The 16383-nt window shown below is 42.1% G+C and carries 12 protein-coding genes; all 12 read left to right on the top strand.

The window, feature by feature from the left end; genetic code table 11:
• Positions 1 to 73: 73 nt before the first annotated feature.
• The 12 genes from PBF_RS10010 to PBF_RS09955 all read left to right on the top strand — a co-directional run bounded on the left by PBF_RS10010 (position 74) and on the right by PBF_RS09955 (position 16381).
• The gene (locus PBF_RS10010; protein WP_035329571.1) at positions 74 to 1366 is read left to right on the top strand and encodes a C40 family peptidase; all 1293 of its coding nucleotides are present in this window, start codon (positions 74 to 76) and stop codon (positions 1364 to 1366) included.
• A gap of 670 nt (positions 1367 to 2036) precedes the next feature.
• Entirely contained in the window at positions 2037 to 2729 is a 693-nt protein-coding gene (locus PBF_RS10005) for a FadR/GntR family transcriptional regulator (protein WP_035329570.1), read from the top strand.
• 61 nt (positions 2730 to 2790) lie between these two features.
• A complete protein-coding gene (locus tag PBF_RS10000) occupies positions 2791 to 4113 on the top strand; it encodes an FAD-binding oxidoreductase (protein WP_035329569.1) in 1323 nt (440 codons plus the stop codon).
• Positions 4114 to 5472, top strand: coding sequence for a (Fe-S)-binding protein (locus tag PBF_RS09995; protein ID WP_035329568.1), 1359 nt, complete (start codon positions 4114 to 4116; stop codon positions 5470 to 5472).
• Positions 5469 to 6929 (top strand): FAD-linked oxidase C-terminal domain-containing protein, encoded by a 1461-nt coding sequence (locus PBF_RS09990; RefSeq protein ID WP_035329567.1) that lies wholly within the window; start codon positions 5469 to 5471, stop codon positions 6927 to 6929. Before PBF_RS09995 ends, PBF_RS09990 begins: the two co-directional genes overlap by 4 nt.
• A gap of 182 nt (positions 6930 to 7111) precedes the next feature.
• Positions 7112 to 9289 carry a malate synthase G gene (locus PBF_RS09985; protein WP_035329566.1) on the top strand — a complete coding sequence of 726 codons (2178 nt, stop codon included), beginning with the start codon at positions 7112 to 7114 and terminating at the stop codon, positions 9287 to 9289.
• Between the two features lie 81 nt (positions 9290 to 9370).
• Positions 9371 to 10150, top strand: a complete 780-nt coding sequence (locus PBF_RS09980) for a fumarylacetoacetate hydrolase family protein (protein WP_035329565.1) — start codon at positions 9371 to 9373, stop codon at positions 10148 to 10150.
• A 43-nt stretch (positions 10151 to 10193) separates the two neighbouring features.
• Positions 10194 to 10970, top strand: coding sequence for an IclR family transcriptional regulator (locus tag PBF_RS09975; RefSeq protein WP_035329668.1), 777 nt, complete (start codon positions 10194 to 10196; stop codon positions 10968 to 10970).
• A gap of 253 nt (positions 10971 to 11223) precedes the next feature.
• Positions 11224 to 13014: an L-lactate permease gene (locus tag PBF_RS09970; RefSeq protein WP_035329564.1), complete on the top strand. Its 1791-nt coding sequence runs from the start codon at positions 11224 to 11226 to the stop codon at positions 13012 to 13014.
• Between the two features lie 158 nt (positions 13015 to 13172).
• The gene (locus PBF_RS09965; RefSeq protein WP_035329563.1) at positions 13173 to 13571 is read left to right on the top strand and encodes a GntR family transcriptional regulator; all 399 of its coding nucleotides are present in this window, start codon (positions 13173 to 13175) and stop codon (positions 13569 to 13571) included.
• On the top strand, positions 13555 to 14451 hold the full coding sequence (locus PBF_RS09960; protein ID WP_035329562.1) for an ABC transporter ATP-binding protein: 897 nt from the start codon (positions 13555 to 13557) through the stop codon (positions 14449 to 14451). The genes PBF_RS09965 and PBF_RS09960 overlap by 17 nt, the downstream gene beginning before the upstream one ends.
• Positions 14426 to 16381, top strand: coding sequence for a DUF6449 domain-containing protein (locus PBF_RS09955; RefSeq protein WP_035329561.1), 1956 nt, complete (start codon positions 14426 to 14428; stop codon positions 16379 to 16381). The genes PBF_RS09960 and PBF_RS09955 overlap by 26 nt, the downstream gene beginning before the upstream one ends.
• Positions 16382 to 16383 lie beyond the last annotated feature (2 nt).

Genomic DNA, 16383 nt, shown 5'->3' with positions numbered 1-16383 from the left:
TATACATAGATAAATAGTTTTATATACGGCATTTTAATAGACCGAGTACATATTAGAAAGCAGGGTAATGACTTTGAAAAAAAGACTCCTCGTTTTAAATACGACAATTATTCTTGGGCTTGGAAGTGCTTTTTCAATCCCGGGTGTAAATGCTGAATCAATTAATAAGCTCGAAAATCAGAAAAGCCAAATCCAGCAGCAGCGTTCCAACTTGCAGGCTACACTGGCCGAAGCTGATAAGGAACTGGTAAGTGTACTAAAAGAAATTGCTGAGTTAAATGCTAAAATTGCTAAAGTTGAAAAAGCAATTGAAGATAATAATAAATTAATAGCAGAAACGGAAACTAATATTGCCAGCACCAAAGCCGAAGTAGATCAATTGAAGGCGGAAATGGCGGTCATCGAGGAAAGAATTGAAAAGAGAAGTGCTATCCTGAAACAGCGTGCACAATCTTTTCAGGAAAGCGGCGGAACAGTTGCATACCTGGATGTTCTTCTTGGGGCTTCCAGTTTCAGTGATTTCGTTGACCGTGTCGGAGCAGTAACTACATTTGTTCAGGCGGACAAACAATTATTGGAAGAACAGGAACAGGATAAAAAAGCTTTTGAAGAAAAGAAGGCTGCAGTGGAAGAAGAGCTAGCAGGATTAACAAGCATGATGACTGAATTAAAAGGCATGCAGGCTTCTATGGGAGAGCAAAAACAGCAAAATAGCTCATTAATCAAGCAGTTAAAAGAAAAGGAAAATTCTATTGCTGATAAAAAGGCAAAGCTGCAGAGTGAAGATGTCAAATATGCATCTTTGATTGCTCAAATCGAACAAAGCATTGCGGCACAGACAGCACCGGCAGCACCGGCAGCCCAGTCAGTAACATCAGCACCATCAGGCACAGCTGCTGCCAATACGCAAAAGCCTGCTGCCCAGAAAACAAAAGGCTCCAGCACTTCTGCTCCAAAGCCAAGCGTCAATGGCGGAAGCGCAATTAGCATTGTTACAACAGCAGGTAATAAATATATCGGTAATTCTGTTTATGTGTTTGGCGGCGGAAGAAATGCTTATGATATCGCCAATGGAAGATTCGATTGCTCAGGCTTTGTTCACTGGGCATTCTCCCAGGCAGGGATCAGTGTCGGGGCAAGCACAGATTCTCTTAAATTTGCCGGACGCCAGGTTTCATCAAGCGAGATGAGAGTGGGAGATCTTGTTTTCTTTGATACCTACAAAAGGGACGGTCATGTAGGCATTTATCTCGGCGGCGGTAAATTTATTGGTTCTCAAAGCTCTACGGGTGTTGCGATTGCAAATATGTCCAGCGGCTATTGGAAAACTAAGTTTAACGGCCGTGTTGTACGCGTTATAGAATAGTGAAAGAATCCTGACTTACATGTGAAGACGTGGAAGTCAGGTTTTTTTGTTTTGATTTCTTTCTTGATTATAGCGGAATGAGTACTGAAGATGTTTCAACTTAATATAGTGGATTTTGTCTTGCTGTTTGCAATACGAACCGGGTTCGGAAAGAAATTATGGGATTTGTACAGCGTGAGTCTGAAGTAGACTCAAGTTTGGACTCAGTTTACTAGATTATCTCTTCCTGGGTCCGAAGTTGCTCTAGGTTCTGACATAAATTATGAGATATGCACTTCCTGTGTCCGAAGTTGCTCTAGGTTCTGACACAAATTATGAGATATGCACTTCCTGTGTTCGAAGTGGGCCAAAGTTCTGACTCAAATTATGTAATTTGCTCTATCTGAGTCAGAAGTAGGCCCATCCTGAGTTCGAAGCGGTCACCAGTTCTGACTCAATCTTCCAGATTTCCCCTGCCTGAGTCAGAAGTTAACTCAAGTTCAGATACACTCGCCTAGATTTCCACCACCAGATTCCAAAGTTCCTCCAGCGCTCAAATTCAACCTCATCCATTAAAACAAACAAATTTTTAATAAATTCAAAATATTTTATTGATTATTACAATTAAGCATGATTAAATAGTAAATAACTTATCAGATATGTGATGTCTGCAAAGGAAGGGGGCGTGAGGATGATTGTGAAAAAGATTTCAACGCGCAAGATTTCTGAGATTGCTTCTGAGCAAATTGAAGAAATGATTGCCAAAGGATCCTTTAAACCTGGGGATAAGCTCCCTTCAGTAAGAGAGTTGTGTGAGTTATTTGGTGTCGGACGGTCAGCTGTCAGGGACGCCCTAACCTCTTTGCAGGGAAAAGGAATTGTACATGTTAAGCAGGGGGAAGGCACTTATATAACCCGGTTTGACTCTTCCAAGCTGTTTAACAATCCGCATTTGCATCCGGACATTAAAGACATCCAGGAGTTGTTCCAGGCAAGAAAAATGGTGGAAACAGGGCTTGCTGAAATGGCAGCAGCAAATAGGTCGGAAGAGGATTTAGGAATGATGAAGAGGCTGATTTCCGATGAATCCATCCATGGATGGGAGGAGGACTACCAGTTTCATATGGCGATTGCGCGTGCAGCAGGTAATGATATCCTTATCCAATTTGTACAGTTCATTTCTGAAACATTGAAAAAGTCCATGATTGATTTTCACCATTATCTTGAAACACGGGCTGATATTGCGAGAAAAATTGAGGAGCAGCATTTGGAAATCTATTTGTCTATTAAAAATAAGCAGCCGGATCAGGCACATCAAAACATGGTTGACCATTTGGAATTGGTTGAGAAGCTATTGCAGATGAGTATCCTTCAGGAGCAATGATGTTTTTTTGATTATTACTAGAAACATTGTTTGTTATTACGAAACAAGGGCGGTGGATAGGTTGATTGCAGCAGAATCGTTAAATGAGTTAAAAACTAATTTAAGAGAAGACCAGATTAGTAAAAATGAAGATTCAAGCCCATTTGGCAATTCCGGAGATATGGTTGTTTTTCCGGAAACAGAAGAGGAAATTGCAGCAGTACTTAAACATGCTGATTCGAATGGTTTAACTATCAATATTATTGGGGGCGGCACAAAACGGGGGTTCGGTGGCTTAATCGAAAAAACGGATATTCTTCTGTCGCTTGAAAAATATACAGGGATTGTCGAACACACGCCCGGTGATATGACTTTAACAGTAAAAGCCGGAACTCGCTTTAAAGACCTTCAGGATTACCTGGCACAGCATAATCAAAAAATATCTCTCGATCCATATTGGCAAGAAAATGCCACAATAGGCGGCATCATTGCAGTAAATGAAAGCGGACCCAAAAGGTTGGGATATGGTTCAGCCCGTGATGCAGTCATTGGTTTAAGGACTGTATACCCGGATGGAAAAGTAATAAGGTCCGGTGGAAGAGTCGTAAAAAATGTGGCCGGCTATGATATGAATAAACTATTTATTGGGGCGATGGGCACACTTGGTGTCATTTCTGAAATTACATTAAAGCTTCGCCCTATACCTAAATGCGAGAGTTTGGTTCTTGTTTCTTTCCCAAAAGGAAATTTGGAGGGAATTAAAGCATTTGCAGTGAAGGTTTTGGATTCTATGATTGAACCTGTTTCACTTGAACTGCTGAATCCGGCACTCTCTGTTAAGCTTGCCGGAATAAACGCCTACACTATAGCGATGAGTTTTGAAGATGTGGAAAGCTCTGTCCGCTATCAGGAAGAATTCGTGAGTAATATGCTGCCTGATGATGCGAAATTGTTAATAAGTCCAAAGGAAAAAGCAGATTTGTTTTGGCACCGGTTTTACAGGCACATCCCAAATGGGTTAGACGGGGAATTGCCAATTCAAACAGAAGCCTCCATTAAAATCGGAACTGTAAATCTTGAAGCTGTGAACGTGTTAAATGAAACGGAACTGCTCCAGGATCAATTCAATGTAGAAATTGAATCACATGGAGGTCTTGGCCACGGATTGAGTCAAGTAACCATAAGAGGTGCAGAGTCTGATGTAGCCAATGCCGCTGCACAGGTACGGCAAATTGCTGAAAAAGCAGGCGGCTATGCAATTGTCAAACATCTGCCTTTAAAGCTGAGGAAAAAAGTGGAGGTGTGGGGGAATAAACCTTCTTATTTCTTTTTGCTTCAAGGCATTAAAACAAAGGTGGATCCAAATAAAACATTAAATCCAAACAGATTTATAGGAGGGATTTAAATGAGTGTGCGGGAACTCGATTTAAAGCAAGAACCGCCATGTACATCAGGATTGGGAAATTATTTATGGAGCGATCCGCCCGACGAAAAGAAATGGGCTGACTGTGTCCATTGCGGCATGTGTCTGGAATCTTGCCCGACATATGAACAGACTGGCCAGGAACAGCATTCCCCAAGAGGGCGTGTTCACTTAATTAAATCTGTGGCTGAAGGGAAGCTTCAAGTAAATGAGCAATTCATGGACCCTGTGTTTCAATGTCTGGATTGCCGCGCCTGTACAACTGCATGCCCGGCTGATGTCGATGTTGGCGGTTTGATTGAGGAAGCACGCGGCCAGATTCGGCAAGCAATGCCATTGACTGGTGTAAAAGGAGCCATCAGCAAGTTTTTTCTTCATGACCTTTTCCCTCACCAGAATCGCTTAAATACGCTAGGCGGCCTTCTGAAGTTCTATCAAAAAAGCGGCATGCAAAAAGCGGTCCGGAAAACCAAATTAATCAATATCATGCCGAAGCACCTTGTCGATATGGAATCCATCATGCCTGAGGTGAAAGAGCCTGTAAAAAAGAAATATCAAGACGTAAAAGTAATCAAAGCAAAAGGGGAGACAAAGCAGGAAGTTGCGATGCTGACCGGCTGTGTTATGGATGTTATGTTCAGTGATATTAACGAATCGACGATAAATGTACTGACCCGAAATGGAAATGATGTTGTCATTCCCCAAAGCCAGACTTGCTGCGGTGCCCTGCATGTTCACGCGGGAGACCGTGATATGGGCAGGAAGCTGGCGAAGCAGAATATGGAAGCATTCAAAGACTTTGATAAAGTGATTGTTAATGCAGCCGGGTGCGGGTGCATGATGAAGGAATACGCAGAATTATTTAAGGAAGACCCGGAACTGCATGCAAAAGCGGAAGAGTTCTCTGAAAAGGTTGAGGATATTTCAAAATTTCTTCATGATACAGGCTATGAAAAGCCAAAGGCTGAAATGAACACTAGAATAACTTACCATGATGCCTGCCATTTAGCGCATGGACAGGGAATCCGCCAGCAGCCGCGCGATATTCTCCTTGATATTCCTGGTGTAGACATGGTCCACATGCCAAATTCAGACCGTTGCTGCGGGAGTGCAGGGATATACAATATTACCAATCCGGAAATGGCCAATGCGGTACTTGAAAGCAAAATGGAAAATGTTCCAGATGATGTGGAAATGATCTCAATGGGAAATCCCGGCTGTATGCTGCAAATGGCAATGGGAGTTCAAAAATACGGCAGGAATCAGAAAATTGTCCATACTGTCCAGCTTCTTGACTGGGCTTACCAAAAGGAAGACGGTGTGAAGGAGGGAAAAGAGTGAGAACCAAAGATCGGATTAAATCACAGGACAAACATATCTTAAATTTGGCTGAAATTGTGGGCGGTACCCGTTCCATTCTTTACCAGAAGGAAGATCTTGTTGCTTATGACTGTGACGGCTTTACGATCCATAAGCACTTGCCCAAGGCAGTCGTTTTTCCAAAGAATACACAAGAAGTGGCGGAAATTGTCAAGTACTGCTCGGAAAACAATCTCCCCTTTCTCGCCAGGGGGGCAGGTACGGGGCTGAGCGGCGGAGCCATACCTCTTAATGGAGAAATAATAATCAGTATGGTAAGGATGAAAAAACTTATTAGCGTTGATCTTGAAAATCGCCGCGCTGTAGTGGAGCCTGGATTTGTAAATCTGAAACTCACGAACTCAATATCCGATAAAGGCTATTATTACGCACCAGATCCATCCAGCCAATACTGCTGTACAATTGGCGGCAATGTTGCAGAAAATGCCGGAGGTGCCCATTGTCTGAAATACGGAGTTACTACAAACCATATTCTTGGACTTGAAGTGGTCATGCCTAATGGCGAGATAGTGGAAATTGGCAAAGACGGTATTCCCGATGCTCCCGGATATGATTTGCTGGGTCTGATCACAGGTTCTGAAGGGACCCTTGGAATTGTGACAAAAATAACTGTAAGGGTACTAAAAAACCCTGAAGGAAAGCAGACTGTCCTTGCCTACTTTGATCGGGTTGAAGATGGAAGCCAGGCAGTATCAGATATAATATCTGCGGGTATTGTGCCAGCAGCCCTTGAAATGATGGATAAGACTGCTATTGAAGGGGTGGAAGCTGCTGCTTTTCCGGTAGGCCATCCAAAAGATATAGAGGCAGTTCTTTTAATAGAAGTGGATGGAATTGCAGCGGGAATTGAGGAACAGATCGACCAAATCCTTGAGGTTTGCAGAAAGAGGAATGTCCGTGAAGTCCGTGCGGCCGGAAGTGAAGAGGAAAGAGCAAGATGGTGGGCGAACCGTAAGACAGGCTTTGGTGCCATGGGAGCCATTTCTCCTGATTATCTGGTTCAGGATGGGGTCATCCCTCGAAGCAAGCTGCCTGATGTTTTGAGCAGGATCAACCAGATTAGCAGTGAATCGGGGTTGAGAATTGCTAATATTTTTCATGCGGGAGATGGAAACCTGCATCCTCTTGTCCTTTTTGACGCACGGATACCAGGAGAATCAGAGAAAGCTCTTGAAGCTGGGAGCCAGTGCCTAAAAGTCTGTGCCGATGTTGGAGGTACCATAACTGGAGAACATGGTGTCGGCATAGAAAAGCGGGAAGAGATGCGATTTGTTTTCACAGAAGAAGAAATAGCTGCCCAGACAGATATCCGGGAAGTCTTTAATCCTCATAATTTGCTGAATGCAGGAAAGCTGTTCCCATCGCCGGGCAGGTGTGCCGAAGTTAAAAAAGAGATGAAGGCACAGGCAATTTCATAAAAAATTGCCAGCCTTACCTTGTGAAAGGCTGGCATTAAATCAGAGAAGAATAAAATTGTGTGAAAATTATTGAAACTACTTTTGAAAACATGCTATTATTTTTTTAAGAGAAAGTTAGAAACGCTGTTTCGTAATAAGAAACAGCGGAAATCAAAAGCAGCAATCGAAGGAGGAAATGATTAATGGAGAATTATATTAAAAGAGGAAGCCTGCAGGTTGCAAGTGAGCTCTATGAATTTATCAATTCCGAGGCTTTGCCGGGAAGCTTAGTTGATCAGGAGCAATTCTGGTCAGGTTTGGAAGCGCTTATAAATGATCTGACCCCTAAGAATAAAGCATTGCTTGCAAAGCGTGATGAAATTCAGCATAAGCTGAATACATGGCACAGGGAAAACAAGGATTTTGATTTTAATAGCTATAAGTCATTTTTGGAAGAGATCGGCTATCTTGAGCCAAAAGCCGAGGATTTTAAAATTACTACAGAAAATGTGGATGAAGAAGTAGCTGTGAAGGCCGGACCGCAATTGGTTGTTCCAGTTAATAACGGGAGATATGCGATCAATGCTGCAAATGCCCGGTGGGGAAGCTTGTACGATGCACTTTACGGCACAGATGCAATCAGTGAAGAAAATGGGGCAAATAGGGATGGCGGATATAATCCTGTAAGGGGAGAAAAGGTTATTGCGTTTGCCAGGGATTTCCTTGACCAAACCGTTCCTCTTTCAAGCGGTTCGCATAAAGACGCTGTACAGTACAAAGTTGAAGAGGGGAAGCTGGCAGTTGTTCTGAGCAATGGCGAAACAGCAAACCTAAAAGAAGAAGCAAAGTTTGCCGGATACCAGGGAGAGCAGGATCAGCCTTCTGCGGTGCTCTTAAAGAATAATGGCCTTTATTTTGAAATTCAAATTGACAGAAGCCACCCAATTGGAAAAACGGATGATGCCGGAGTGAAGGATGTTTTACTTGAAGCAGCAGTTACCACAATTATGGACTGTGAGGATTCAGTAACAGCAGTTGATGCTGAAGACAAGGTCCTTGTATACCGCAACTGGCTCGGTTTAATGAAGGGTGATCTTTCAGCAGCCTTCACTAAGGGCTCTAAATCAATGACACGTACATTAAATCCCGACCGTTCATATGTATCTGCTGAAGGGAAGGAGTTTTCATTACCTGGACGCTCGTTGATGTTTGTAAGGAATGTTGGACATTTAATGTCCATTAACGCTATTTTGGATGCAGACGGAAATGAAGTGCAGGAAGGGATCCTCGATACGGTAATTACCTCCCTGATTGGCAAGCATACATTGCTTGGAAACGGCCCATACCAAAACTCATCAGAAGGATCCATTTATATTGTTAAGCCAAAAATGCACGGTTCCAAGGAGGTTGCTTTTGCAAACGAGCTGTTTGACCGGACGGAAGATCTGCTTGGGCTGGAGCGGAACACACTGAAAATTGGTGTAATGGATGAGGAGCGCCGTACATCCTTGAATCTTGCAGCCTGCATCCGTGAAGTAAAGGAGCGCATTGTGTTCATAAACACTGGATTCCTTGACCGTACCGGGGATGAGATGCACACTTCCATGGAAGCTGGCCCGATGATCCGCAAGAATGATATGAAAGCAACAGCCTGGCTAAAAGGCTATGAAAAATCAAATGTCAATACAGGCCTTGAAACAGGCTTTCAGGGCCGTGCCCAAATTGGAAAAGGCATGTGGGCAATGCCTGATATGATGGCAGATATGATGGAGCAGAAGATCGGCCATCTTAACGCTGGAGCCAATACAGCCTGGGTACCGTCTCCAACTGCTGCTGCCCTTCATGCATTGCATTACCATCAGGTAGAAGTTCAGAAGGTGCAAAACAAGCTGCTGGAGGAAGTTTCAGACCTTCGTGATGAAATTCTGCAGATACCGGTTGCAGAAAATCCGCAATGGACTCAAGAGGAGATTCAAGAAGAACTGGAAAACAACGCACAGGGAATTCTCGGATATGTGGTCCGCTGGGTTGAACAGGGCATCGGCTGTTCCAAAGTTCCTGATATCAATAATATTGGTTTAATGGAAGACCGTGCGACATTAAGGATTTCCAGCCAGCATGTTGCAAATTGGCTTCACCATGGCATCTGTACGAAGGAGCAAGTGCTTGAGACACTTAAGAAAATGGCTAAGGTGGTAGATGAACAAAACAGTGGGGATACGGCATACCGCCAAATGGCAGCTGATTTCGATCAATCGGTTGCATTCCAGGCAGCATGTGACCTTGTTTTCGAAGGCTATGATCAGCCAAACGGATATACAGAACCAATTTTGCACCGCCGCCGTCTTGAAGCGAAGTCCAAATATGCTGTTAAACAGTAATAATTTCAGAACAGGGCATGCAGGTGCCCTGTTTTTCTAAAGATCTGCAGACTTAAAGTATTTGAGGGGAGAGGAATAAAAATGAAATTTACAAGATTTGAAGTTAATGGATCAGTACATGCAGGAGTATTAGAAGGTGGAATTTTTAAAGAAATAAAAGGTGATATTTTCGGCGATTGGGAATATACCGGCCAGAGCTTTTCCCGGGATGAAGCTAAACAGCTTGCTCCGCTGGTTCCAAATCAGATCATTGGAATCGGGGCCAACTATGTGTCCGAGAAATCGGATTTGCCTGAGACACTCCCTGAAATTCCAGTATTCTTCTTCAAGCCAGTATCTTCTGTTATCGGGCCTGATGAGGATATTATCATTCCTGAAGGCATTGAAGAGGTGAAATTTGAATCAGAACTGGCTGTAGTCATTGGCAGAGAAGCAAAAAATGTAGCAGAGTCAGATGTGCTCGATTATGTTTTCGGCTACACAGTGGGGAATGATGTTACTGCTCCGCAATTTTTCCATAATGATGGACATTGGACAATTGGCAAATCCTTTGACAGTTTTACTCCGCTGGGGCCCGTAATCGAGACTGAACTGGATCCGTTTCAGGTGAAAGTTGAAGCAAAATTAAACGGCTCAGAAAAGCAAAACAGCAGCACAGATCTCATGATTATCCCAATCCGGAAAATGATTTCATACCTGTCTAATGTCATGACACTGAAGCCGGGTGACGTAATCCTTACAGGAAGTCCGGTTGGAGCTGAGATGGTCAAATCAGGCGATGTTATCGAATGTGAAATCAAAGAGATTGGAACACTGCGAAATACATTTGCAGTGGCACGTGAAAGAGCAAAAACGGTATAATTCAAGGAGATTGAATTATGTTTTTGCACCTGAGGTGAGAATTTTGGAAAGAGAAAATATGGTCAAGTCCGTCAGCAGGGCATTGGATATTATTACATTGATCAGCCTGAAAAAAACCGGTCTTGGCGTTACGGAAATTGCCAATCAGATAGACATTAATAAAAGCTCTGTTTATCGTATTCTATCTACCCTTGTTCAATACGGATATATAGAGCAGGACATCGAAACCGGCAAGTATAAATTAGGGTATAAGTTCCTCGAGATCAGTTCAAAGCTGCTTGAATCAATCGATTTGCGTGCAGAAGCAAGGCCTTTTCTGCAGGAGCTTGAAAATGAAACAAATGAAGTCATTCATTTAGTCGTTTACGATCAGGGAGAGGTTGTGTACATCGAGAAGCTTGAGGGCAATGAGACATTAAGAATGCATTCGAAAGTCGGGAAACGCGCTCCCATGCATTGCACATCTGTCGGCAAGGCTATTCTGGCACACCTGCCTTCAAGTATTGTGTCCGATATTCTTGAAAGAAAAGGGATGCCGGTCCATACAGATAAAACCATAACTGATAAAGAAGAATTCATGAAAGAATTGGGGCAGGTAAGGCAAAAAGGATATGCTCTTGATCTGGAAGAAAATGAATACGGAATTACTTGTGTTGCCGTTCCTATTTTTGACCACCTAGGCAAGGTTATTGCTGCAGTCAGTATTTCAGGCCCTACCATGAGGATGACAGATGATCGGCTTAATGCATTAAAATCCATAATGGTAAGGACAGGGCAAGGAATTTCAGCACGTCTTGGGCATGTAAGCCGAATCAATTAGTAATTAGCTCGATATATCTTGAAAAAAAGATATATTGAGCTAATTTTTTTGTATATACATACAATTTTTTTTGTGTAAATACATAGATTTAATTTTCCAAATATTATTGAAATTATGAAAAATCTTTGTATAATGTAAATAAGCCTAATGCTATGTTGTATAACAAAACCATTATAGTTATATAACATGTTTTGCTATCCGCAACAAAGTGCAATCATTGTTCGTTATTACAAAACAAAGGGGGAAATGTAATTTGAGTACTGGAATGTTAGCTTTACTATCTTTATTGCCAATTATTGCAGTTGCAGTATTTCTTGTCGGATTGAGATGGCCTGCAAGTAAGGCGATGCCAATCTCATACCTGGTAGCAGTTGTCCTGGCGTTATTTGTCTGGAAGGTGTCGGGTGCAAAAGTTGCCGCTGCTTCCATCAATGGCCTGGTTGTTGCCGGAACACTTCTTTATATTATTTTCGGCGCTATTCTGCTTCTAAATACCCTTCAGGAAAGCGGCGGTTTAAAAACCATTCGTCAGGGATTCACAGATATATCGCCTGACCGCCGAATACAAGTAATTATCATAGCCTGGCTGTTTGGTTCCTTCATTGAAGGCGCGTCCGGGTTTGGTACTCCGGCCGCTGTAGCAGTCCCGCTATTAGTGGGCCTTGGCTTTCCGGCTATGGCCGCAGTTATTGCCGGGATGGTCATTCAAAGTACACCGGTGTCATTCGGTGCTGTAGGGACACCGATGCTTGTCGGCGTTCAGACCGGTTTATCGGGTAATGCGAGCCTTACCGATAACCTGCTTGGATTGGTAACTCAAATCGCAGGACAAGTAGCTATTCTCCACATGATTGCTGGCACATTGATTCCTTTATTTGTAGTAGCTTTAATGACAAGGTTTTTCGGCAAAAATAAATCATTTACGGAAGGGATAAAAATCTGGAAGTTTGCACTTTTTGCTGCTTTTGCCATGACAATCCCTTATGTTATTGTCGCGAATGTCCTTGGACCTGAATTCCCATCAATGATCGGGGGATTAGCTGGCCTAGCAATTGTTGTTTTTGCAGCTAAAAAAGGCTTTCTTATGCCGCCAAAGGATCAGGTTTGGGATTTCGAAGAGAAATCCAAGTGGGATCCTGAGTGGACCGGGAAACTTGAAATCAAAGCAGTTGCTCACAAAAGCGGCAGCATGACAATGATGCGTGCCTGGACTCCTTATGTATTAGTCGGTCTGTTTTTAGTATTGTCGAGATTGAAATCGCTTCCATTTTTAGGGTGGCTTCAGGCATGGACGGTCAAATTTGAAAACATTTTTGATTCCGGCATTACTTCTAGCTTCCAGCCGCTGTATTTACCGGGTACGATTTTTATTCTTGTATCAGTTATCACTTATTTTATCCATGGAATGAATTCCAGCTCATACAAAAAAGCCTGGGCAGATTCGGGAAAGACCACTGTAGCTGCTTCAACAGCTTTGATTTTTACTGTTCCGATGGTACAGGTTTTCATCAATACCGGCGGGGGAGAGGCAGGCTATAATCAGATGCCGATCGAACTCGCGAACGGTGCAGCAGCTCTTGCGGGGGAATTCTGGCCGTTCTTTGCCACCTTCATCGGGGGTCTTGGAGCTTTTATTGCAGGAAGTAATACAGTCAGTAATATGATGTTTGCTTTATTCCAATATGATGTCGGCTCACAAATTGGGGTGGATGCAACCTGGATTGTAGCCCTTCAGGCAGTCGGAGGAGCAGCTGGAAACATGATTTGTGTCCATAACGTCGTTGCTGCATCAGCTGTTGTGGGTCTTGTCGGAAAAGAAGGCGCTGTCATCCGCAAAACGTTATTCCCATTCTTCTACTATGCTCTTTTGGCAGGGTCTGTCGGTTACTCGATTGTCTGGTATTCGCAAAAAGGGATTTTCAATATCGGCTCCTTCATTGCTGTTGCCATCGCAGTCGCAGCTGTTTATATAATTGCAACAAATAACAGGCGTTCCAACATGATTTTGCCTCCGCCTCCGGTGAATGTGAAATCTGCTAAATAAGGATTCTTTTAACTGGTTTGGCCCTTTGGCTAAACCAGTTTTTCTTTTTATAAAAATTTTAATTTTCCCCTTCTCTTTTCCAATTACTTGTAATATAATCTAACTGTGTTAACTGTACTAGGAATCATAGTACACTACATACAGGTGGGAGGGTAAGCATGTTTGAATTGGATGTAAGGAGCCGAAAACCTATATATGAACAGCTGGTTGAGCGGCTTAAAGAGCTGATCATCACAGAGGTTTTAACAGCAGATGAACAGCTGCCTTCCGTTCGAACTCTGGCCCAGCAGCTGACGATCAATCCTAATACCATTCAGAAAGCATATAGGGAGCTTGAGTCCCAGGGCTATATTTATTCAATAAAAGGGAAGGGCAGTTTTGTAAGTGCAGCGACACCCAATCTGAACAGCGAAAAAATAGAAAAAGTGAAAAATGAACTTTCAAAGCTTTTATCAGAAGCTATATACCTTGGAATCACAAAAAATGAATTATTCAAGCTCATACAGGAAATAGAAGCAGCTATAGGGGGAGGGATAGAAGATGATCAAAATCCGTAATGTGCGAAAATCTTTAGAGGAGATGGATGCTGTCGAAAATATCTGCATCGAAGTGAATAAAGGGTCCATATACGGCTTGCTTGGTTCCAATGGAGCCGGAAAAACAACACTTTTAAAGCTTTTGGCAGGCATTTATGCAGAGGACGAAGGGTCCATTGCTATTGACGGCCAGCCGGTGTTTGAAAACCCGCAAATGAAAGATAAGATCTTTTTTATTCAGGATCATCCCTATTTTCTGCCTCAATATACAGTTAAACAGATGGCGCAATTTTATAAAAATATTTACAGCAGGTGGGATGAAGAACGCTTTGAAGAACTGGCTGCCATTTTTGAAATCGATATACATAAAAAGATCCATAGATTCTCAAAAGGCATTCAGAGGCAGGCTGCATTTATCCTTGCTTTGTCTGCCAGGCCGGAAGTGTTAATTTTGGATGAGCCTATGGACGGGCTTGACCCTGTCATGAGAAAAAAAGTGAAAAGCCTGCTGATCGATGAGGTTGCTGAAAGAGAAATGACAATTCTTATTTCTTCTCATAATTTGCGCGAAGTTGAAGATCTATGTGATTTTATAGGCATTATGCATAATGGGCGTATGATTCTGGAAAAAGATCTCGATGACCTTAAAACAGATACACATAAAATCCAAGTTGCCTTTAAAGGGCCTGTACCAGCCCTTTTCGATCCGCTGAAAATACTCCATAAAGAAAAAAGAGGCAGCATTATGATCTGCATTGTAAAGGGAGATGCAAAGGAAATATCGTCATACGTTGAACAATTTAAACCAGTGATTTTCGATATGCTTCCCCTAACATTAGAGGAGATTTTCATTTACGAAATGGGGGATATTGGATATGCAGTCCAAAACATCCTTGATTAAAAGGGAAATTTTAAAAACGATCTTCAGAAGTGTCGGCTGGGTTTCCATTGTGTATTTTCTCGGTCTGTTCTTTGCCATTCCTCTTGATATCATAATGAATTCTTCAGAGGAACAGCAGAAATTCCTAGACATTGACAATCTGTTTCAATACAACTTCCAGCTCCAATTTATTTTTAGTATATCAGTACCGGTGGCCTTATCTGTGTTCTTATTCAGGTATACACAGGTAAAACAATATAGCGATTTAATGCACAGTCTACCGGTTAAAAGGGAATCCATTTTCCATCAATATGCATTAACAGGAATCATACTCTTAATTTTGCCGGTTTTACTCATTGCTTTGATTGTTCTAGTTCTTTACCAGCCATTGAATTTGCAGGATTTTTATTCAGTGTGGGAGATCATTAATTGGGTGGGCATCACGCTTTTATTTAATATTGTGATTTACCTTGCAGGTGTTTCTGTGGGAATGCTGACGGGATTATCAGCGGTACAGGGTGTCTTAACGTATATTTTTCTCTTGCTCCCTGTTGGCCTGATCGTTTTAGTTTCTATTAATTTGCCATTCTATTTATTCGGCTATCCAGGCCAATATTATATGGAAAGCAAATTCGAAAAGTTCTCTCCCTTGATTGCATTTACTCAGATGAATATGCGTACACCGTCAATTGTGGAGGCTGCCATTTATCTCATACTTATTGTGTCTCTATATTTTCTTGGATTGCAGATATATAAAAGGAGAAGAATGGAGGCTGTCTCCCACGCGCTAGTTTTTCCGATAACAAAGCCCATATTTAAATTTTGTGTGACGTTTTGCACGATGCTTCTTGGGGGCGGTTATTTCGGTGAGATGCAGGGCGGCATGACCTGGATTACGGCGGGATATGTGTTTGGAGCATTGATTGGATATGCGGCGGCCGAAATGGTTCTCCAGAAATCATGGCGAGTGACCATTCATGTAAAAGGATTAATGGTATATACAGCCATAATGGCGGCTTTATTGATCTTATTCCAATTCGACTTGACTCAGTATGAAAAAAGGATACCGCATAGCAATGAAATTGAACGGGTTCATTTCAGCGAGAGTTATTACCTTTATAGTGATAACGATCATGAGGAACCATTATATCTGAAAGAATACGAGAATATTGATTTGGTCAGAAGATTTCATGAGACGATTATCAAAGGTGAAAACAGACTGGCGCAGATTCCTGGCCGTGATTCAGTTTTTATCGTGTATGAACTGAAAAATGGCGAAAAGCTAGTCCGCGATTACAGGATTAATAAAAAGGAATACAAGCCATTTCTTAAGCTCATTTATGAATCGGATGAATATAAAATGGCAACAAATGAAATCTATCAGGTATCAGCAGATGAAACTTCGAAAATCACGATTACTCCATCAGGACCAGTTACAAAGCGGGCAGTCATTACAGACAAAGGAGACCTAAAAGAAGCTGTTGAGATATTGACTGAGGAAGTGGATACTGCTTCCTATGAGGAGCTTCAGGGAATCGACGAGCCATATGCGCATATTGAGATTTATTATAATGACAGCCAAAAAGCTTATATGACTTGGAATCCTTCTTATATAAGATTTGAGGAATGGCTGGAAAAAAAGTCATTGCTGAATGATGCAAAAGTGAATAGCAATGATATTTCATATGCGGTGGCTGCAAAAGCGAAGGATATCGATATCAACTTTGCGGCAGGGTACTCATATGAGGAAGTTTTTGAAAAGATGTCTGACAGTAAATCTTCAATCAAAATTACAGATAAAGAACAAATAGAAAGCAGTTTGAGAAATTCAAATGGATACATTGAAGGGGACTATATAATTGCATTCTATTTTGATGAACAAAGAACAATGGATATTAAGAGCTACACTGAAAAAACAGTACCGGACTTTATAAAAGAGCGGCTTCAATAATA

Origin of the sequence: Cytobacillus firmus DS1, from assembly GCF_000565285.1 — a bacterium.
Classification (GTDB): domain Bacteria; phylum Bacillota; class Bacilli; order Bacillales; family Cytobacillaceae; genus Cytobacillus; species Cytobacillus firmus_A.
This window is presented reverse-complemented; position numbering and strand designations above follow the sequence as displayed.

Excerpts from the sequence above, each read along its gene's own strand:
- PBF_RS10005 (WP_035329570.1), top strand. The coding sequence starts at position 2,037 with ATGATTGTGAAAAAGATTTCAACGCGCAAGATTTCTGAGATTGCTTCT.
- PBF_RS09995 (WP_035329568.1), top strand. The coding sequence starts at position 4,114 with ATGAGTGTGCGGGAACTCGATTTAAAGCAAGAACCGCCATGTACATCA.
- PBF_RS09985 (WP_035329566.1), top strand. The coding sequence starts at position 7,112 with ATGGAGAATTATATTAAAAGAGGAAGCCTGCAGGTTGCAAGTGAGCTC.
- PBF_RS09980 (WP_035329565.1), top strand. The coding sequence starts at position 9,371 with ATGAAATTTACAAGATTTGAAGTTAATGGATCAGTACATGCAGGAGTA.
- PBF_RS09965 (WP_035329563.1), top strand. The coding sequence starts at position 13,173 with ATGTTTGAATTGGATGTAAGGAGCCGAAAACCTATATATGAACAGCTG.
- PBF_RS09960 (WP_035329562.1), top strand. The coding sequence starts at position 13,555 with ATGATCAAAATCCGTAATGTGCGAAAATCTTTAGAGGAGATGGATGCT.
- PBF_RS09955 (WP_035329561.1), top strand. The coding sequence starts at position 14,426 with ATGCAGTCCAAAACATCCTTGATTAAAAGGGAAATTTTAAAAACGATC.